We start from the raw sequence: 17,714 nt of genomic DNA, 5'->3' as shown, positions 1-17,714 counted from the left end.
AAAGCCCAACGGGTCGCCCTGCCCCGGTCAGCGTCAAAGGCGCGGCCGGGGCATATCCCGTTGTGCTTCTCCCCATGCCGCCAGCCGATCGGGTGATGGCTGTCATCGATGACTGCTGGCACCGTGGCTCCGGCCTCGGTGAAACCGTCAAATCCGTGCATCGTCATACGCAGACACGGATCGATCCGGATCAGGTCCGCCGACGATTTGTCGTGCTGGCCGACCGCTGTGTCCGATCGCCGCCCTGACGCCGCTCGCAACCCGATCGATCCCAAATGCCCGCCCGAAAATTGAACGAGGCTGCCATGAAGCGCAACACCGCCCCCCGCATCAAATGCAATCCCATCAAGGGCCGTCGCCCTGTCCTGCAGAATCTGAACTGTCACGAGCTGAAGATCGATCACGGCTATCAGCGTGCTATCGATAATGGCCAGAGCAAGCAGCTGATCGCCCGGATCGCGCGCGACTGGGATTGGGCCATGTGCCAGCCGCTGGTGGTGGCCGAAAGGTCAACGGCCCAAGATGAGCTGTTTGTCATCGATGGCCAGCATCGGCTGGCAGCAGCTCGGCTGCGCGGCGATATCTATGAATTGCCCTGCGTCGTCGTCCGCACCAATGGCATCGAGGCCGAAGCCGCCATGTTCCGCCAGATGAACGGGACGCGCCAGCCGCTTTCCCGCCTCGATCTGTTCAAGGCAGCGCTGGCCTCGGGCGATAGCGCGGCGCGCGCGCTGTCATCGGCGATCGCCGCAGCCGGGCTTAAGCTGGCGACGCACACCAACAATGCCTCGTGGGGGCCGGGCGTCATCGGGAACATCGGATCGCTGTCGAAGTCGTGGAAGTCTCCCGGGCCAGCCGCCACGAGCCTTGCGCTTTACGTTCTGGGCGCCGCCTGGCGCGGCCAGCCGCTCCGCCAGTCGGGCACCCTGTTCCCCGGCATTCTGGCGGTCTGCGCCGATGAGCTGAAAAAAAACGCCCGCCTGACAGCAGAAAGCGAAGAGATCGAGATGCTTGCCGAGATGGTCGGCGAAGCGCCCCAGGAGCAGTGGCTGCGCGACATCCATATGGTGCGGGCGGAAAACCCCGGTCTGGTTTTCGAGGCAGCATCGCAGCGGATCTTCCGCAAAGCGTGGGGGGAGCTGATGGCCGAATTCGCAGGGGAGGCAGCTTGATATGAGCCAGCCGACCGTTGAACGCCTTTTACCGATCGCGCAGGTCCGAGAAATCACCGGCGCCGGGACCAGCACGATCTATCGCTGGATGAGCCAGGACCGGTTCCCTCGGCCGATCAGCGTCACGCCGGGCACGCGCCGCTGGCGTGAAAGCGACCTGATTGCGTGGCAGCAGGCCAAGTTTTCCACAGCTGGTACCAGCTGAAATTGGGGGGATCGCAGGGGGTATTCACCCCATCCCCTTTAATTTTCTCAAGATTTACGAGGTCTTTATGCAAGTGGTATCAGCCCGTCCCCAGGCACCATTTACTTCCAAGCACATTCTAGACCGTCTGAGGACATCCGGCAATGGTGGAATTCCGCCATTTCTGCTGGGTCACCGGTTCATCGAAGTCTTTCGCTCTACTTCACCTCTCGCAGGGTTTACCAAGGGCTTTGATGGAAGATGTCATCCGCGACCGTTTTCAGGGCCGCCAGTGTCGTGTGCTCCTCAAGGACGACATCGAACATTTGGTGGCCGCGAGTATGGCGGCTCTGGCCCCGCCCAAGCTTCTCTACCCGCGCACCAGCGGGGCCAGCCGTCTTGGTGTTCCACCAATGCCCAATGCGTTGCGATCTACGACCGGGCAATTCCTCGCACGCTGGCTCCCGTCTGGAAGGCCGTAGAGCTTGTTTTCCGGGCAAGCCTGATCCGGCGCCAGAATAGGCTGGAGATTCGGCCTGCAAACGCGAACACCGCGTAATTGATGCAGTCCCTCTCTTGGATGGTACGAGGCCGCATGAACACTTCAACACAGGACGGTTTGCGATAGGCTGTGTTGGCGGCGCGGGTGACCGGCCCTATATTCCTAGACCGTCAGCCTGCCGTCCACCCGAACACAGTCACGTCCCCCGCTCTTGGCCTGATAAAGAGCTCTGTCCGCCCGTTCGAGGCAGGAGGCCAGCAAATCGCGGGGACCGACCTCCACCGCTCCCACGCTCATGCTGGGCATTGCAAAACCCAGAACTTCCATATCGTTGGCACCGGGCAAGCGGGTACGCAGACGGTTCAGCAAATCGCCGACTTCCTCACCCGTCACGCCGGGCAGCAGCATCACAAACTCCTCTCCGCCGGAGCGCGACAAAAGATCGCCTTCCCGCAAGGCACCCCGCAGCCGGCGAGCGAATTCAACCAACACCCGATCCCCGGCTTGATGACCGAAACGATCGTTGATGCTCTTGAAATGGTCGAGATCGGCGATCGCCACGCAGACCGGCAAGCCATGGCGGCGGCATTGCGCCTTGATCCGACGTGCCGCTTCCTCGAAACCACGGCGGTTGAGCAGACCGGTCAGCGGATCGACAATCGCCAACTGCCGCAACTCGTGGGCCAGATCCTCGGCCAGCAGGAAGAGCGCAAACAGGCCGATGCCTGTCAGGCTGGCTGGAACCCCCAGCAGATAGAAAGCACGATAGGGATCCATCGACATGCTCCCCCACGGAACAGTCAGGACGCCCAGCACCGTCAACACGGCGAAAAAGCCGGCGAACAGCGCCATCATGGCTTGCGTCACCCGACCTGCAGCAAGGCCCTCGCCAGACCCTTTGCGCAAGCTGTCGATGCCTAGGATCAGCATGACCGTGACATAGCTCGTCACCAATGGACGATGCATCGGATTGGCCGGAAAACCCAAAATAAGAGCGAAGCTGGCCACTGCGACGATTGCGAGAAAAACACTGATCCAGCGTGCTTCGTGCAGGCCGCTGCGTTCGCGAAAGCCCAGCGCGATCAGCGTGGCGCCACCCAGCGAGCCCATGGTCGCCATCACCGTGATAAGAACGTGATCGCCCGAGGTAAGCAGGCGGACCGCCATAAGCGTATGGTCGAAGGTGATGAAGAGAAAGGCCGTGCCCCACAGGATGGCATGGCGCGCACGGCCAAAGCGCCAGAAAGCGGCAAGCAGAGCGATGGCGAGAAGCAGGCTGGTGGCAGCAACACCGAAAGTGGCCAGGGCAGAAACGATCATGAGGGCCTTATAGCAAAATGCATAAGTCATTTCACTTAGTATGGGCAATTTTCCATCTGAGCGGGTAACCTGCCAGCAGTCCTGATTGCCGACCGATGTCTCACCCTCCGCACCAAACGGGAACGATGGTTTTTGGTGGTGATGTTGGTCGCGCCCGACCCCATTTCGTCGTTGCGCTGGCTAATCGCCCCGTGCTGCCAGGGCCACGGATTGGGGCGACCGTTTTGCGAGGATTGGGTGAGGAACAGTTCAGCGAGGGAACCAGTTGCGCATCCTCGATACGGCGCCGGGCGGCGACCATATCCCTCCTTCGACATTGCTCAGGAGGATGCCGATGCCAGATCTGTCGCGGCCTGATTGGCCAAACGCCTGGCCCTTCCCTTGCGTTTGCTGCGTTGGCGCGCCAGCCAGAACCAAAGGCCGGTCACAGCAAAGAATGGCAGGCTCAAGCTGGTGATGAACAGGATGATCCGCCCGCCCATGCCAAAGAACGCGCCGCGATGGATTTCAAACACGCCAGCCATCACACGCTCGCCCGCCGGACGCCGGGCGTAAAAGTCAGCGCTCAGGACCTTGCCGGTTGCGCCATCCACGACCACCGCATCATCGGCGCGATTGTGCCTTGCCCCCTGCGGCAGGGCGCGAAACCGCAGAGCCGCCCCCTTTTCCGGCACGATCAGCGTGATCCTGCCATAAGCATGGCCTGAGGTGGCCTTTTCGAACCCCTGCCAGCCCAGCGCGAAATCGGGCTGCCCCTTGGCCTTCACCTTCTCTGCGCGCTCGCCGCCCAGCAGCGATTGAACGCCATTGCGATACCATTCGAACGACCACCACAGGCCGGTCAGCGCGCTCAGCAGATAGACCGTCATCATGACTCCGCCCAGCAGCAGGTGCAGTTCCCGCCACCACCAGCGGCCCGTTCTCCCGCGCGGGATGGTGAGCCATGCCCGCCAGTCCCGCGGCTTTGACGGCCAGCGCAGATAGAGCCCGCCAAGACCAAGGACGATCAAGGCGATCGCCGCGCTGCCGGTGATGATCCGCCCCGGCCCCTTGCCGTTGCCCGGCATGGCCAGCCAGCGGTGCAGCCGCTCCACCGTGTCAAACAGGGCCGCCGCCGGAAGCGGACCCAGCAGGCGCCCATCGCGCTGATCGAAGAGATAGGTCTCACGCCCCTTTGCCTGTGCTGTTTTATCAACAAAGCTGATGCGGGCGGGAACGGCGGGGTCACTGTCGATCTGCGCGCGCGCGATGCTTCTGCCGGGCTGCGCCATGGCCGCGCGCTCCAGCAAGGCCACCGGCGCCAGTGCAGGCTGCCCGGTATGGAGCGGGGCCGGTTTGATCAGCAGCGCCTGGATCTCGTCCTGAAACGACATGGCCGCCCCCGTCAGGCCCATCAGAGCCAAAACGAGGCCGAGCGTGAGCCCGAGCCAACCATGCAGCGTAAACAGCCACTTGCGGAAGATGATGCGGAAAGGCGGGCGAATCGATGTGCTCATGGAAATCAGTTATTGCAATCCACTATCAATAGCAATAACTGCCGTCGCGAATTGCCCGTCCGGGGAATTCGCCAAGGGGAATTTTATATGCTGCTTCTCATCGTCGCCGCCAACGTCACCGCCATGACCGAAGCACCGCAGGCCGAGCGCCCGCTCGACGATGACATTGTGGTGACCGGACGCAAGGAGACGCCCTATCGCGCCGAGGTCGTGCAGGTCGGCGCCTTTCGCAACCAGTCGCTGCTCGACACGCCCGCCAATGTTGCCGTCATCACCCGCGCCCTGCTCGACGATCAGGGCGCCAAGGGGCTGGACGATGCGCTGCGCAACACGCCCGGCATTACCCAGCAATCCACCAGCCCCACCACCAGCAACAATTTCGCCTCGCGCGGGGTGCTGCTCAATGCGCGCACCAATTATCGCCTCAACGGCGCGCTTCAGATCATCAATCTCGGCCCGATCCCGGTGGAAAACAAGCAGCGGGTCGAATTGCTCAAGGGTGTTTCGGCGCTCTATTACGGACTGAGCACACCTTCGGGCATCGTCAATGTCGTCACCAAACGGGCGACGGATAAGCCGGTGACCAGCTTCTATGTTGATGGCGATGCCGAAGGCAGCATCGGCGGCGGGGTGGATATCGGGCGCAAGCTGGGCGCGGATCAGAGCATCGGCCTGCGCCTCAATGCCTATGGCTCGCATGTGGAAACGCCGATCAACGGTGTGAACGGCTATCGCTATCTGGCCAGCGGCGCCTTTGACTGGAAGGCGAGCGAGAAGCTCTCCTTCAAGCTGGACGCCGAACATTACCGCCGCGCCACCGATGAGCCGGGAGGGATCACCCTGCCCACGGCGGTCAATGGCACCATCGCCCTGCCCGCCATCCCCGATCCGCATAATCGCTATGCGCCGGTGAATGCGCCCTATCGCACATGGGTGACCAATCTGCTGGGCCGGGTCGATTATCTGCTGGGCGGCACATGGTCGCTGCGCGCGGAAAGCGGCTATGCCAGCACCCGCCGCCAGCGGATGATCGCCAATATCGCCCGTTATAACCGCAGCACCGGCGCGGGCACGATCGCGGCGACCTACACGCCCGATCAGGACTATTCCAATCTCTATTGGCGCGCCGAACTGGCCGGGGAAGCCAATACTTGGGGCATCCGCCATGAATTGCTCTTCGGCTATGCCCGCAACCGGCAGGTGCAGGCCGATCAGAACCAGCAATCCTATGCGGCGGTGGCGCAGAATCTCTATGCGCCGACACCTCTCTCGCTGGCATCCCTGATCCCCACCACACGGCGGCTGACAGCGGGCAGCGTGAACATCGACACCGGCCTTTATGCGATGGATCAGGCCCATCTGGGCGAAAAAGTGCTGGTGATGGCCGGGCTGCGCCATGTCGATTATCGCACCAGATCAGCCAGCAGTGATTTCGCCCTGCGCACATGGACGCCGACGGGCGCGCTGGTACTGCGCCCAACGGCTGCCACCAGCCTCTATCTCAGCTATATCGAGGGGCTGGAAAGCGCAGGCACCGCGCCCGACGGCACGATCAACGCGGGCGCGGTGCTGCCTGCGGTGCGCAGCCGCCAGTGGGAAGTGGGCGGGCGGGCGCAGGCGGGCGGGCTGATGCTCTCGCTCGGCTGGTTCCGCATCAACCGGGGGCTGGCCTATACCGACCTTTCAACGAACAATTATATCGTCAACGGACGGGCGCTGCATCAAGGGATCGAAGCCTCGGTGCAAGGCAATCTGCTGCGCCGGCTTTCCATCGCGCTGGCCGGGCAATATCTGGTCGCCCGCCAGCAGCAGACCGGATCGGCGGCGCAGGACGGCAAGCTGGTGGACAATGCGCCGCGCTGGTCCGGCTCGGCTTTTGTCAACTGGCACCCGGCGCCGCTGCCCGCATTGGGGCTGAATGCCGGGGTGTATTACACGGGCCAGCGTTTTACCGATGTGCTCAATCAGGGGGTCCTTCCCGCCTATGCCACGCTCAGCTTGGGCGCCAGCTACAAGCTGACCCTGCCCGCCGGTCGCGCGATGACGCTGCGCGCCAATGCCGACAATGTGACGGACAAGCGCTATTGGGCGACCGGCGGCAGCACGCTTTATATCGGATCGGCGCGCACGCTGCGCCTCTCGGCCAGCGTCAATTTCTGAGGATCGACCCGGCAGACTGGTGGCGATCAGCTTCCGTTTCCGCGCCAGCACCGCTGCGCCAAAAGCCGGAAAGGAGAAGTCCGCACCTTGAATCGGCCTGTCAGCGGCAGCACGCTAACCGATGTGCCCTATTCCTTGCCTGGATTGGCAGCGCCAATTGGCAGCATCCACAGGGCCGCAAAGGACAATGGCGTGCCGACGCGACATTTTCGGCCGTGACGGACCGCCGCAATACGCTGAAAACAGGCAATCTCTGCTCGCTCGGCCTTGGCATGGACCGCGCTTTTTCCGCGCTGCCCTTTCAACTGACCTTTACGGTCTCTGTGCCCCTCTTTTGCATTTGGGCATTAGGCTTGCGTCACAGCGATCAAACCATCGCCGATCCAACGCGCCAACCATTGCCCGATGGCAAGGATGCCTTTTTCCTCACCCCATCGGGCGACCGCCTGTTCACATATTTGTCCCAAAAGCACAGGGCCGCAGATGAGCAACGTCAGCATGGCGGCCTCATCTCCATCAATCCTGCGCAAGCGGCACATCTCTTCCTGACGCCAGACCAGCACAGCGCTTGCCTTCTGTTGCTCCTGAGCGACAGGTGGCACCTGCCCCTCGGCCAGCGCCATCCAGATTTCGGCGGCATTGGTGTCGAGCGGCAGGATGGCCAACGCCGGAATGACCTTTAGCCATGCCGCGTCCCAATCCAAGCCTGCCATCTGTGCGGGCTTCATAGCCATCGCATCCGCCGCCACAAAGGCCTGCGAGAGCGCCAGTTCGATTCGCGCCAGTTCGCCAATCTCGCGATCATTCGGAAATTGCGCGCTCAGGCTGGCGGGCAGACCGTCTGCATAATCATCCAGTGTCCAGCTATGCGGGGGAGTGCGGTCAATATGGTGCGCGGCGGCGGCACGAAAATCTGCTTCGCCCATCCACGCCATGGTTTGCGGATAGGTTTCCACCAGACAGGCCATCAGGCTGGCGCGGTAATTGTTCTGGTAAACCGCCAGCCCTGCGGCGCGGCGCAGCGGCAGGCTTTGCGCCTCATCCTCATCACCGTCGGCCAGCCAGTCCAGAAAGGCGCTCTGCAAGGCGCTCAGGCGCATGAGGCAAGCTCCTCCATGGCGATGGCCCGTGCCACATCCAACTCGGCCAGCAATTCGGGCAAAGGCGGAATATTGTCGTCCCGCTCGATCATCACGGCCGCATGGGGCGCCCGCGCCAAAGCCAGACGCAACAGCGCCCAGACCGGGTCCGGCACAGCCTGATCATGCGTGTCGATCAACCCTTTGCACCCTTGCGTATGACCGGCCAGATGGATCTGCTCCACCGCCTCATAAGGTATCGCGGCCAGATAGTCGGCCGCGGAAAATCCGTGGTTCACCGCACTGACATGGATGTTGTTGACGTCCAGCAGGAGGCCGCAACCGCTGCGCGCCACGACCGCCGCAAGGAAATCCCACTCGCTCATTTCATCATGGGAAAAGGCGATATAGCTAGACGGGTTCTCGATCAGCATCCGGCGGCCCAGCACATCCTGCGCCCGCGCGATATTGGCGCAGACCACATCCAGCGTCTCGGCCCTGTAGGGCAAAGGCAGCAAATCGTGGGAATTATGCGCGCCATAGCGCGTCCAGCAAAGATGATCGGAGACGATGCAAGGCTCGATCTCATCCACCAAAGCGCGCAACCGCGCCAGATAATCGCCGCGAAGCCCGTCCGCCGATCCGACCGACATCGACACGCCATGCAGCGCCACGGGATAGTCCGTCCGCACCCGGCGGAGGATCTCACGCGGGCGGCCACCGGCCACCATGAAATTTTCCGATATGACCTCGACGAAATCGACCGGCACGCCGCCTGCCAGAAAGTCCTGATAATGCGGGCGGCGCAGGCCCAATCCGAAACTGGGGCCAAAATGGGGACGCGGCGGAAGGGTGGGCATGGCGGGCATCCTGATCCGAAAAAAGGGGGAGCGCGGCCCGTCGCAAATGGCCCAACAGGGACTTTGCGACAGGCCGACAGACTTTCGTTTTCGTCTTACTTGGGCGCGGTCAGGCTGCCACCGGCCTTCACGCAGGCCGCCTTGGTCATGTGCTTGAAGCCCTGCCCCTTGCAGTCATTCTGGCCCTTGCAATCGTGGTTGCCGCTCTTGCAGTCCGACGTTCCCTTGCAGGAGTTGACGCCATAACAGGCTACCTGCGCGCCATGCGCGGCAAAAGCGGGGGCGGCGGCAACGGTGCTCATGGCGATGACAGCGGCGGCGGCAGCAAAGCTGATCTGGCGGGTGGTGGGGTTCATGGCATATCTCCGATAGGTTCTGCCGAAATGGCACAGGCTATTCGGGCCGCGCGCGCCGATGGTTACAGGACCGGTTACAGGCCCAGCGAAAAACCGCGCAAAACATCACCAGCGCAGCAGGCGCGGCCCCAGCAGCGCCCCCCCAGCCGCAGCAGCGGCCATGCCCAGCGTGTACCATGTCAGCACAAAGATCGCCGCGCTTTCCGGGCAATGCAGGCAATAGATCGTCGCGCCCCATGCCCCCGCCGTCAGTCCCGCCGTGGCCCCTGCCAGCCGCAAGCGCGTGGGCGCCAGCCGCCGGAAAGACCATAAGAGCCCGCCGAAAATAGGCAGCGAGAGCAGGAATACGTTGGTTGAGCAGACCTTCCAGCTCATCCCCAGCCACATGGCCAGCCATTGGGATGATGGCACAGAGGCCAGTTCCTGAACGCTGATCGCCACCAACCCCAGCACCGGCAGACAGGCCACCCACAACCACCCCGCGACCCCCGCGCCGGGCCGGGCCAGACGCAAGGTGGCCAATGTTGCACAGAGCGCGAGGCTGCCGGTGTAGAGCCATTTGATCCAGAACATGCCCCCGTGCATGGCGAGCCAGAGATCTGCTCGGAAGCCGAGCCCCAGCCCCACCGCCATGAGCGTGAGCAGGCCGCCTGACACCAGCCCCGCGACCAATCGGCGTGAAAGGCTATAGCGCGGCACGGGCGGCACATCGGCGGCCAGCGCGGAAATGAGGTCCTCGGTCTTCATAGCAAACTGTCCTTGACCCGCTGCGCCAGAGCCTTGAGCCCGCGATGCACGGAAACCTTGATATCGGATTCGCCCAGATCAAGTTTTGTCGCGGCCTCGGCGGTGGAAAGCCCGTCGATCCGCGTGGCGCGGATGGCGGCGGCCTGTTTTTTGGGGATCGTTTCCAGCAAGCGCTCGACATCGGCGACGGCATCGCTGGCCTCGGCAAAGCCCTCGACGGCAAGAATATCCTCCAGCCCCTCAATGGTGCAGGTGCGCCCGCCTTGACGGAAATGGTCGATCATCTTGTAACGCGCCACGGCAAAGAGCCAACTGGTGAAGGGCCGCGCCACATCATAGGTCGCGCGGCGGGTGTGGACCGCGATCAGCGTCTCCTGCAACAGGTCCTCGATCTCATCCTCCTGCGCGCCCATGCGGCGGCGATAGAAACCTCGCAAAATCGGCACCAGCGCGCGCAGCAATTGCCCATGGGCGGCGCTGTCACCGGCAAGGCCCATCACCATCCACTGTTTCAACGCCTCTTCACCCGGTTGCATAGAGCCTCCCCAAGGGGCCATTCGGTGCGGACATCCATTCGGTTACACCAAGGCACGGCAGCGCGCGAAAATATTTCATCTGTAACCGGGCGCGTGGCCGCCACGAATAGCGGGGCATGGACCGGGCGCTGATTGCCCGGCCCTTTTCAGGAGGACACAGCATGCCCAGCCATTCCGCCACTACCGCCTCGATCGCTGCGTCGCTCGCGATCGCCTTGGCCGCCGTCGCAACTGCCCACGCGACGGACGCGCCCAAGACCGAGAAATGCTATGGTGTGGCCAAGGCCGGCAAGAATGATTGCAAGGCCGGCGCAGGCACCAGCTGCGCGGGCACATCCAAGACCGATTACCAGGGCAATGCGTGGAAGCTGGTGAAGGCAGGCACCTGCACCGGCATCAAGACGCCCAAGGGCAACGGCTCGCTGACCCCCAAGGCCTGAAGCCTGCTGTTGCCCGCTCTGCCCCAACGGAGCGGGCAGCCAGTTCGGAGATGCCCCAATGAAACCGCTCTTCAAGCTTTCCGCCCTTCCCCGACCGCTGACCGATGATCTGCTTCTGCTGCTGATGCGGCTGGGGATTGCGCCGGTCTTTTTCCTCTCGGGCCGGACAAAGGTCGAAGGCTGGTTCACCCTGACCGACGCCACCTTCGACCTGTTTCGGACGGAATATGCCCTTCCGCTCCTGCCCCCGGTTCTGGCCGCATGGCTGGCGACGATTGCCGAGCATCTCTTCTCCACCCTGTTGGTGCTGGGACTTGGCACCCGGATCGCAGCAGCGGGACTGCTCGGCATGACGGCAGTGATCGAGATTTTCGTCTATCCCGATGCCTGGCCCACGCATCTGAACTGGGCGGCCCTGCTGGTCCCGTTGATCCTGCGCGGGGGTGGGCGCTTCGCGCTGGACCGGTTCGTCGGCCAACGGGCTGGGTGAGCAACCGCCGCCGAGCCGGCCATTCCCAGCTCGGATTGATCCGTCGGAACCTGATCTTCGTTCTTTGACGCATTGTGAACCGATAAAGGTGGCTTCAGGGCTTGTCGTCATGTTCCCAATCATAATCGGCTTATAACATGCTTCAGCGTCGGGATTTCCTATCCGCCTCCGCAGCCACCCTTGCCGCACCCGCCCTGACCGGCGCCGCAGATGCCATGCCGGCGATAGGCAACGCTCTTCCCGATGTGGCGGTTGTCGGCGCGGGCGTGTTCGGCGCCTTTGCCGCATTGACCCTGCGCGAAAGGGGGCAGCGGGTCGTTTGTCTCGATCAATATGGCCCGGTCTCGCCTCGCGCCTCCTCCTCCGGAGAAACCCGTTCGATCCGTTCGGGCTACGGAGCGCAGGCCTTCTATTCGGCATGGTCTGCCAAGGCTTTGGCCATGTGGCGGATGCGCGAGGCCGAATTCGGGCGCAAGCTGCTCTATCCCTCGGCGCGGATCGAACTGACGGATCACTGGACCGAGACCATGATTGCGCAGCGCAAGATCTTCGACGATCTGAAGCTGCCTTACGAGATTGCCTCGCGCGATGAATTGCGCCGCCGCTTTCCGCAAATGAATTTCGACGATGTTGATTTCGCCTTTGTCGAAACGGCCGCCAGTTCTGTGCTGGTCAAGGCGCGCGAGGCGGTGCTGGCGGCGGTCGAGCAATTCGAGAAAAAGGGCGGCCAGATGCGCTTTGCCCGCGCTGTGCCGGGTGAAGCACAAGGACGCCGCCTGCTGTCGCTCAAACTGGATGGCGGTGATACCCTTTCGGCGGGCAGCTATGTTTTTGCTGTAGGGCCCTGGGCGGGCAAATTGATGCCCGCCATCGCCACCCCCCGCATCAACGTCTATCGCAGCGAATATCTCTATTACGGCACGCCCGCCGGCGATCCGCGCTATTCATGGCCGCATCAGCCGCTCTGGCATGACCATATTCGCGGCGGCTGGGGCTTTGGCAGCATTGAGCGCGGCCTCAAATATTCCGTCGCTCCCGGGCCGCGCCTGGCCATGGATCCCGACACCGCCGAACGCCTGCCGCGGCAGGAACTGATCAAGGCCAGCCGCGCCTATATTGCCGCGCGCTTTCCCGCCCTTGCCAACGCGCCCATCATGGAAAGCCGCGTCTGTCAGGTGGATGATGCCAACACCACCAACTTCCTGATCGATCGCCATCCGGATTTCGACAATGTCTATCTGGCTTTTGCCGGTGGCGGGCATGGTTTCAAGCATGGTCCGCTGGTGGGCAGTTATGTGGCGGATCTGGTGACGGGCCGCCCGGTTGATGCTGATGCGCGCCGTTTGTTTGAACTTGTTTCGCATCCGCCGCAGCCCGGGTGATACGCATGAACAGCCACCCATCAAACGCAATGAAGCCGCCTCGACAGGCTTTGCCGTTGGCTATGAAAGCGCCTCGCAATTCGACCGCGACTAATCGGCGCCTGTTCGGCCAACCACCCGGCCGCGATGCCAGTGCGATCAGGCAAGGGGCAACTGCCAATCTCGAAGCTTAAGGCCATCCTCAAAGTCGACGTTCCAGACACCTTTTGTAGCCGTGGAAAGCATCCCTTCATTCATGCAAAGCAAGGATTAAGCCCTCCAACAAATCCGGCGTGATTCAGTCACCGGGTCTTTCGAAAGGTCAGGTTGTAGCGCATCGCGCCGGTGGAGGGGTGATCTGCGTCCTTGAGCTCATCCACACCGTGGAAGACCAAACGCGACGGACCGCCCCAGACGACCACGTCCCCATGGAAGAGCCGGTGACGCGCCGGACGGTCATTGCGCTTATGACCGCCCCACAGGAAGGTGGCCGGCAGGCCCAGCGACACCGAGACGATCGGCGCGTCACGATCCCGCTCGTCCCTGTCCTGATGAAGGGAAAGGCGTGATCCGACGACGTAGCGATTGACGAGACAAGCGTCCGGTACGAACCCACCAAAGCCGAGGGCGTCGGCAGCGCGGTTCGCCAGGTCGAGAAAAAGCGTCGGCAGGTCAGGCCATGGCAGTGCTGTCACAGGGTCGATCACATCATAGCGGTAGCCCGACCGATCCGACACCCAGCCCCACGCGCCGCAGTTGAACATGGCCACAGACATGGCCTTTCCACCGCGCGTTTCCATGTGGCGGAAGGGTGACAGGGCAGACATCCGTTCAATATGCGCGATCAAGGCGTCGGCCGCGTCGAGGGCAAAACGGCTCAAAATCGCGGCGCCCGGCCCAAGCTCCACGTCACGCTTTTCGTCGGCGAACAGATCAGCCTGCATCATGGAAGATAATCCCCAGCGTATGTCGCTTGCCCGAACGCAGCTTGCTGACACCATGGCGCAGGGTGACGCGATAGTCGCCTTTCATGCCGCGCTGCGGGCGGATGTTCACGGCAAACAGGACCCCGTCCCCCTTGCCCAGAGGCACGACCGCCGGGCGCGATTGCATGCGCGGCCGCTGCTCGGTCAGCACGAACTCACCCCCGGTAAAATCCTTGCCGGGCTCGGACAGCAGGATGGCGACCTGCAAGGGAAACACATGGTCGCCATAAAGATCCTGATGCAGGCAATTATAATCCCCTTCCCCATACTCAAGCAGCAGCGGCGTCGGGCGCCTCTGCCCAGCCTCGTGACATCGCGCCAGGAAAGCAGCATGATCGGCAGGAAATCGGGCATCGATCCCCATCCGCTCGTGCCAGCCATTGGCGATCGGCGCGATGCGCGAATAAAGAGCAGTACGCGCCGCTTCGACCAGAGAAGGCAAGGGATAGGCAAAATAGCGATACTCGCCTTTGCCGAAGCCGTGGCGTGCCATATGGATGTGGGATCGAAACGCCGCCGTCGGACCGTAAAGCCCGACCATGGCATCACACTCTCCGCCATTGAGGAGGCCGGGCAGGATGGCCCAGCCTTCCTGATCGAGGCTCTCAGCGATGGCTTGCCAGTCATAGTCGGCGATGCGCGCACCAACACGGGCCAGATCATCATCGGAAAGTCCGGTGAGGCCATTAAACTGGCTCGGGTCAAGCCCGAGAACACGAAATGTCATTGGCAGAACTCCTTGCAGAAAGCCTGTCATGGCAGACAGCATCGGAGCGAGCATCCCGATCCTTGCGATCAAATTACTGTTTCAATCAGATGGCAGGAAGCAGATTTGGAATTCAGCGCTCTTGCCGCCAAAACAGCGCTTCCCGGCCCAAAACCGCACCAGCCTTATTCCTTGGGGGACACATAGTCCGGCTCATGGGTGAAGGGCATTTCAGAGCCATCGCGCAATGCGGCGAGAATATCGGAAAAGCTGGTCGAGCAACGAAAGCCGAGCCGTTGTTCGGCATGGGAGGCATCATAAACGCGCCCAATGCCGGTTGGCAGGCTCCACCCGCGCGCGGCATAGAGATCCGCCGCGTCCGGGAACTTCTCCAGAATGGCATACACGGCATTGCTTTTGAGTTGGCTTACATCCTCGCGCGCAAATGGCGTGGGGGCAGAGATGATGAACGTGTCGAACCCGATGTCGGGCGCGCGGTCGAGCGCGGCAAGATGGGCGGCGGCCGCATCCTCAACCGTCAGGCGCCGATTGAGGAATTCATTGGCTTTCAGATTTTCGCCCGAAAGATGGGTGTGCGTATCGTCATCTTCGGGAAAAAACCGCGCCGTGCGCAGCACCACACAAGGCAGGCCGCGCTCACCGGCATACAGGCGGCACAGGCCTTCGGCGGCAAGTTTGGTCACGCCATAGATATTTCGCGGCGCAAGCGGCCCGACCTTCTCGTCAAGCCAGACGGCGGCGTCACCCGTTTCATCGCGAATGGCCTGGTTGATCATCAGGGATGTCGTCGATGTGAAGACAAAGCGGTCATGACCTGCCGCTGCGGCCGCTGCCAACAGGTTAAGCGTGCCGGTGACATTAACATCGATGAAAGCCTGTTCGGAATAACGGGCTATGTCCGGCTTGTGGAGCGCTGCGGCATGAATGACGGCCTCGATCCCACGGCCAAAAACCTCGCGCACAACGCCGGGATCAGCGACCGAACCTATATGATCGGTGTCGGGCCCTTCTGCCACATCCAGCCCGGTGACACGATGGCCCGCCGCACGAAGGCGCGGAGCAAGAAACCGGCCAAGCCAACCGGAGGAGCCTGTCAAAAGAACGTGCATGGCTGGAGAGCGCTAACAAGCGCAGGCCATGGTGTCAAAACCATCCTCACCGCTCTTTCAAACGGTCGGTATCGTGCCTCCGTCGATGACGTGTTCTGTTCCGGTGATGCTGGCCGCCCGGTCAGAGGCCAGAAATGCAATCAGGCTGGCGACTTCTTCGGGTGACGACGGCCGCCCGATCGGGATGCCGCCCAGCGATTCCATGATCCGGCGCCTGCCTTCCTCCATGCCGCCGCCGCTCTCATCGCCCAGCCTTCGCGCCAGTTCGATGGCGGCCTCGGTTTCGATCCAGCCGGGAGACACTCTCACGACCCGAACGCCGTGTGGGGACACCTCCCTGGCAAGGCTCTTGCTGTAGGTCGATAATGCGGCCTTGGCGGCGGCATAGGCCGTCGTTGCCTCGGGCAACGGCAACCGGCTCTGGATTGAGGTGACATGGACCACCACGCCGCTGCGCCGGGCAACCATGGCCGGCACCAATGCGCGATCCAGCCGCACCGCCGGGTAAAGGTTGAGATCCAGTTCTCCGGCCCATGCGGCATCGTCAAGCGCGGCAAAGCCACCGGCGGGGGCGGAGGAGCCACCCAGCATATGGACAATGATATCGGCTACCCCAAGCCGTTCCTGTACGGCCTGCGCCAGCTTGCCGGTGCCATCGGGTGTTGTCAGGTCGGCGATGATGCATTCATCGGGCACCGCATCGGCGGGGCAGCTTCTGGCACAAGTCAGAACCTGTGCGCCTAACTGACGAAAAAGACGGACGGTTGCCGCGCCCGCCCCGCGCGTGCCCGACGTGACCAGCGCCCGTTTGCCGGCCAGCGTGAGGAAGGTCGTCATGGCGCGATCTCCAGGCTTGCGATCTTGTCCCCATCAAGCGTGAAGCGATAGCGCAGGTCGATGGGGCTGCCGGGGAAATTGCCCACCAGATGCGCGGTCACAACCCTTGCCTCGCCATCCTCGGCCAAGGCGAAAGGTTGGGCGGCATAGCTGTATTTTGCGGAAGCAGCCGCTTTCCACTGCCGGATCGCCTCGCGCCCAGTGTAGGTCTGGCGCTCATCGCGCACGACAGCATGTTCGGCGAAAACCTCACCGATGTCAGCCCCATCCGATGATTGATCCGCCGCGAAATAGCGGGCGATGGCCAAAGGCAGTTCGATGTCCATTTCATACTCCTGGCAAAAAGTGAGCGCATCAGCGCCGACCGATCAAACTTAGGGCTGGACCATCATTGTGATAACAGGGATAAAGCGGGATGGACTGTTGCGACATTGAGGATAATGACTGACCCGGCCCTCACCCGATTGAACAGCGTGCTGGCCATCGCCCAACGCGGCTCCTTCCGCGCGGCAGCCACGGAACTGGGCATGTCGACCACCGCGTTGAGCAACATGATCGCCAGGCTGGAGCGGGAATTGGGCGTGCGCCTGTTTAACCGTACGACACGCAGCGTCGCGCTTACCGATGCTGGCCTGACCTTTGTTGAACAGGTGGGGCCAGCGCTGCGAACCATTCACGACGCGATGGAAGGGGTACGCTCGCAACAGCAGACCCCGTCGGGCACGCTGCGCATCAATGCTTTCGCCTCCGCCGCCCGCGAGATTTTCGCCCCCTTGCTGCTGGAATATATGCGGTGCTATCCGCGCGTGCATGTCGATCTGGTGACCGAGGGACGGCTGGTGGACATCGTGGCCAACGGTTTCGATTTTGGCGTGCGCAGCCGGAATTTGGTGCCTACGGACATGATTGCCATCCCGCTGGGCCCCTCGCGCCGCCATGTCGTGGTGGCGACATCGGCCTATATTGCCAATAATAGGCGGCCTGATGTCCCTGCCGATTTGCTGCGCCACAGTTGCATCCGCATCCGGCTGCCCGATGGGGGGCTGTATCGCTGGCGTTTCGAAAGGGATGGCGAGCCGGTTCACATCGACGTGACCGGCCCCATCACGCTGGATGAAGCCAGTCTTGCGCGCATGGCGGTGCTGGCCGATGTCGGGATCGGCTATTTCATGGAGTCCGACGTACAGCAGGAACTGGAGGACGGACGGCTCTTGCGCCTTTTGACGGAGTGGACACCGGCTTTGCCGCCCGTCTGCCTGTATTACCCCCATCGCAAGAATTCTCCGGCCGCCGTCAGGGCCTTCATCGATTTGGCGCGCAAAATGGCAGGCTGAGACCTTTCGCCCTCAGAA

At 62.4% G+C, this 17,714-nt stretch carries 20 protein-coding genes; 8 read left to right on the top strand and 12 right to left on the bottom strand.

The window, feature by feature from the left end:
- Positions 1-95: 95 nt before the first annotated feature.
- Genes BGP00_RS12565 through BGP00_RS12555 form a run of 3 tightly spaced genes read left to right on the top strand, consistent with a single transcriptional unit; the run spans position 96 to position 1,377 of the window.
- Complete coding sequence (locus tag BGP00_RS12565; RefSeq protein ID WP_292689528.1) at positions 96-248, top strand: hypothetical protein; 153 nt, start codon at positions 96-98, stop codon at positions 246-248.
- 57 nt (positions 249-305) lie between these two features.
- Entirely contained in the window at positions 306-1,172 is an 867-nt protein-coding gene (locus tag BGP00_RS12560; RefSeq protein WP_292689527.1) for a DUF6551 family protein, read from the top strand.
- A gap of 1 nt (position 1,173) precedes the next feature.
- Positions 1,174-1,377, top strand: a complete 204-nt coding sequence (locus tag BGP00_RS12555; protein ID WP_292689526.1) for an AlpA family phage regulatory protein — start codon at positions 1,174-1,176, stop codon at positions 1,375-1,377.
- Positions 1,378-2,020: 643 nt separating this feature from the next.
- Here BGP00_RS12555 and BGP00_RS12550 read toward each other — a convergent pair.
- Together BGP00_RS12550 and BGP00_RS12545 are read right to left on the bottom strand one after the other, a co-directional pair.
- Complete coding sequence (locus BGP00_RS12550; RefSeq protein WP_292689525.1) at positions 2,021-3,208, bottom strand: GGDEF domain-containing protein; 1,188 nt, start codon at positions 3,206-3,208, stop codon at positions 2,021-2,023.
- A gap of 290 nt (positions 3,209-3,498) precedes the next feature.
- The gene (locus BGP00_RS12545) at positions 3,499-4,674 is read right to left on the bottom strand and encodes a PepSY-associated TM helix domain-containing protein (protein WP_292689524.1); all 1,176 of its coding nucleotides are present in this window, start codon (positions 4,672-4,674) and stop codon (positions 3,499-3,501) included.
- Between the two features lie 87 nt (positions 4,675-4,761).
- On the opposite strand from BGP00_RS12545, the gene BGP00_RS12540 reads away from it, so the two are divergent.
- Complete coding sequence (locus tag BGP00_RS12540; protein ID WP_292689523.1) at positions 4,762-6,834, top strand: TonB-dependent siderophore receptor; 2,073 nt, start codon at positions 4,762-4,764, stop codon at positions 6,832-6,834.
- Positions 6,835-7,181: 347 nt separating this feature from the next.
- Here the strand turns inward: BGP00_RS12540 and BGP00_RS12535 are convergent, their stop codons facing one another.
- The 5 genes from BGP00_RS12535 to BGP00_RS12515 form a co-directional block, all read right to left on the bottom strand.
- The gene (locus BGP00_RS12535; RefSeq protein ID WP_292689522.1) at positions 7,182-7,934 is read right to left on the bottom strand and encodes a DNA-binding domain-containing protein; all 753 of its coding nucleotides are present in this window, start codon (positions 7,932-7,934) and stop codon (positions 7,182-7,184) included.
- The gene (locus BGP00_RS12530) at positions 7,925-8,773 is read right to left on the bottom strand and encodes a DUF692 domain-containing protein (RefSeq protein WP_292689521.1); all 849 of its coding nucleotides are present in this window, start codon (positions 8,771-8,773) and stop codon (positions 7,925-7,927) included. Before BGP00_RS12530 ends, BGP00_RS12535 begins: the two co-directional genes overlap by 10 nt.
- A gap of 95 nt (positions 8,774-8,868) precedes the next feature.
- The gene (locus BGP00_RS12525) at positions 8,869-9,129 is read right to left on the bottom strand and encodes a hypothetical protein (protein ID WP_168602827.1); all 261 of its coding nucleotides are present in this window, start codon (positions 9,127-9,129) and stop codon (positions 8,869-8,871) included.
- Between the two features lie 105 nt (positions 9,130-9,234).
- Positions 9,235-9,876: a DUF1109 domain-containing protein gene (locus BGP00_RS12520; protein WP_292689520.1), complete on the bottom strand. Its 642-nt coding sequence runs from the start codon at positions 9,874-9,876 to the stop codon at positions 9,235-9,237.
- Positions 9,873-10,412: a sigma-70 family RNA polymerase sigma factor gene (locus BGP00_RS12515; protein ID WP_292689519.1), complete on the bottom strand. Its 540-nt coding sequence runs from the start codon at positions 10,410-10,412 to the stop codon at positions 9,873-9,875. Before BGP00_RS12515 ends, BGP00_RS12520 begins: the two co-directional genes overlap by 4 nt.
- A 161-nt stretch (positions 10,413-10,573) precedes the next feature.
- Here BGP00_RS12515 and BGP00_RS12510 point away from each other — a divergent pair, with 161 nt between their 5' ends.
- The 3 genes from BGP00_RS12510 to BGP00_RS12500 all read left to right on the top strand — a co-directional run bounded on the left by BGP00_RS12510 (position 10,574) and on the right by BGP00_RS12500 (position 12,724).
- Positions 10,574-10,852 (top strand): DUF2282 domain-containing protein, encoded by a 279-nt coding sequence (locus tag BGP00_RS12510; RefSeq protein ID WP_168602824.1) that lies wholly within the window; start codon positions 10,574-10,576, stop codon positions 10,850-10,852.
- A 58-nt stretch (positions 10,853-10,910) separates the two neighbouring features.
- Positions 10,911-11,342, top strand: a complete 432-nt coding sequence (locus BGP00_RS12505; protein WP_292689518.1) for a DoxX family protein — start codon at positions 10,911-10,913, stop codon at positions 11,340-11,342.
- A gap of 215 nt (positions 11,343-11,557) precedes the next feature.
- A complete protein-coding gene (locus BGP00_RS12500; RefSeq protein WP_168602822.1) occupies positions 11,558-12,724 on the top strand; it encodes an FAD-dependent oxidoreductase in 1,167 nt (388 codons plus the stop codon).
- Positions 12,725-13,005: 281 nt separating this feature from the next.
- On the opposite strand, the gene alkB is transcribed toward BGP00_RS12500, so the two are convergent.
- The 5 genes from alkB to BGP00_RS12475 form a co-directional block, all read right to left on the bottom strand.
- Positions 13,006-13,650: a DNA oxidative demethylase AlkB gene (gene alkB, locus BGP00_RS12495; protein WP_292689517.1), complete on the bottom strand. Its 645-nt coding sequence runs from the start codon at positions 13,648-13,650 to the stop codon at positions 13,006-13,008.
- Entirely contained in the window at positions 13,637-14,416 is a 780-nt protein-coding gene (locus BGP00_RS12490; protein ID WP_292925754.1) for a 2OG-Fe(II) oxygenase, read from the bottom strand. Before BGP00_RS12490 ends, alkB begins: the two co-directional genes overlap by 14 nt.
- Positions 14,417-14,580: 164 nt before the next feature.
- Positions 14,581-15,525: an NAD(P)-dependent oxidoreductase gene (locus BGP00_RS12485; RefSeq protein ID WP_168602820.1), complete on the bottom strand. Its 945-nt coding sequence runs from the start codon at positions 15,523-15,525 to the stop codon at positions 14,581-14,583.
- Positions 15,526-15,582: 57 nt separating this feature from the next.
- Positions 15,583-16,362 carry an SDR family oxidoreductase gene (locus BGP00_RS12480; RefSeq protein ID WP_292689515.1) on the bottom strand — a complete coding sequence of 260 codons (780 nt, stop codon included), beginning with the start codon at positions 16,360-16,362 and terminating at the stop codon, positions 15,583-15,585.
- Positions 16,359-16,688 (bottom strand): nuclear transport factor 2 family protein, encoded by a 330-nt coding sequence (locus BGP00_RS12475; protein WP_168602819.1) that lies wholly within the window; start codon positions 16,686-16,688, stop codon positions 16,359-16,361. Before BGP00_RS12475 ends, BGP00_RS12480 begins: the two co-directional genes overlap by 4 nt.
- A gap of 114 nt (positions 16,689-16,802) precedes the next feature.
- Here BGP00_RS12475 and BGP00_RS12470 point away from each other — a divergent pair, with 114 nt between their 5' ends.
- Entirely contained in the window at positions 16,803-17,696 is an 894-nt protein-coding gene (locus tag BGP00_RS12470; protein WP_292689514.1) for a LysR family transcriptional regulator, read from the top strand.
- Positions 17,697-17,714 lie beyond the last annotated feature (18 nt).

The sequence above is a fragment of the Novosphingobium sp. 63-713 genome (genome assembly GCF_001898925.1).
Classification (GTDB): domain Bacteria; phylum Pseudomonadota; class Alphaproteobacteria; order Sphingomonadales; family Sphingomonadaceae; genus Novosphingobium.
The sequence above is the reverse complement of the archived record's forward strand: the minus strand, read 5'-3'. Positions and strand labels throughout refer to the sequence as shown.

What these genes read in the sequence shown, in the direction of transcription:
- BGP00_RS12565 (WP_292689528.1), top strand. Translation starts at nt 96, where the DNA reads ATGGCTGTCATCGATGACTGCTGGCACCGTGGCTCCGGCCTCGGTGAA.
- BGP00_RS12560 (WP_292689527.1), top strand. Translation starts at nt 306, where the DNA reads ATGAAGCGCAACACCGCCCCCCGCATCAAATGCAATCCCATCAAGGGC.
- BGP00_RS12555 (WP_292689526.1), top strand. Translation starts at nt 1,174, where the DNA reads ATGAGCCAGCCGACCGTTGAACGCCTTTTACCGATCGCGCAGGTCCGA.
- BGP00_RS12550 (WP_292689525.1), bottom strand. Translation starts at nt 3,208, where the DNA reads ATGACTTATGCATTTTGCTATAAGGCCCTCATGATCGTTTCTGCCCTG.
- BGP00_RS12545 (WP_292689524.1), bottom strand. Translation starts at nt 4,674, where the DNA reads ATGAGCACATCGATTCGCCCGCCTTTCCGCATCATCTTCCGCAAGTGG.
- BGP00_RS12540 (WP_292689523.1), top strand. Translation starts at nt 4,762, where the DNA reads ATGCTGCTTCTCATCGTCGCCGCCAACGTCACCGCCATGACCGAAGCA.
- BGP00_RS12535 (WP_292689522.1), bottom strand. Translation starts at nt 7,934, where the DNA reads ATGCGCCTGAGCGCCTTGCAGAGCGCCTTTCTGGACTGGCTGGCCGAC.
- BGP00_RS12530 (WP_292689521.1), bottom strand. Translation starts at nt 8,773, where the DNA reads ATGCCCACCCTTCCGCCGCGTCCCCATTTTGGCCCCAGTTTCGGATTG.
- BGP00_RS12525 (WP_168602827.1), bottom strand. Translation starts at nt 9,129, where the DNA reads ATGAACCCCACCACCCGCCAGATCAGCTTTGCTGCCGCCGCCGCTGTC.
- BGP00_RS12520 (WP_292689520.1), bottom strand. Translation starts at nt 9,876, where the DNA reads ATGAAGACCGAGGACCTCATTTCCGCGCTGGCCGCCGATGTGCCGCCC.
- BGP00_RS12515 (WP_292689519.1), bottom strand. Translation starts at nt 10,412, where the DNA reads ATGCAACCGGGTGAAGAGGCGTTGAAACAGTGGATGGTGATGGGCCTT.
- BGP00_RS12510 (WP_168602824.1), top strand. Translation starts at nt 10,574, where the DNA reads ATGCCCAGCCATTCCGCCACTACCGCCTCGATCGCTGCGTCGCTCGCG.
- BGP00_RS12505 (WP_292689518.1), top strand. Translation starts at nt 10,911, where the DNA reads ATGAAACCGCTCTTCAAGCTTTCCGCCCTTCCCCGACCGCTGACCGAT.
- BGP00_RS12500 (WP_168602822.1), top strand. Translation starts at nt 11,558, where the DNA reads ATGCCGGCGATAGGCAACGCTCTTCCCGATGTGGCGGTTGTCGGCGCG.
- alkB (WP_292689517.1), bottom strand. Translation starts at nt 13,650, where the DNA reads ATGATGCAGGCTGATCTGTTCGCCGACGAAAAGCGTGACGTGGAGCTT.
- BGP00_RS12490 (WP_292925754.1), bottom strand. Translation starts at nt 14,416, where the DNA reads ATGACATTTCGTGTTCTCGGGCTTGACCCGAGCCAGTTTAATGGCCTC.
- BGP00_RS12485 (WP_168602820.1), bottom strand. Translation starts at nt 15,525, where the DNA reads ATGCACGTTCTTTTGACAGGCTCCTCCGGTTGGCTTGGCCGGTTTCTT.
- BGP00_RS12480 (WP_292689515.1), bottom strand. Translation starts at nt 16,362, where the DNA reads ATGACGACCTTCCTCACGCTGGCCGGCAAACGGGCGCTGGTCACGTCG.
- BGP00_RS12475 (WP_168602819.1), bottom strand. Translation starts at nt 16,688, where the DNA reads ATGGACATCGAACTGCCTTTGGCCATCGCCCGCTATTTCGCGGCGGAT.
- BGP00_RS12470 (WP_292689514.1), top strand. Translation starts at nt 16,803, where the DNA reads ATGACTGACCCGGCCCTCACCCGATTGAACAGCGTGCTGGCCATCGCC.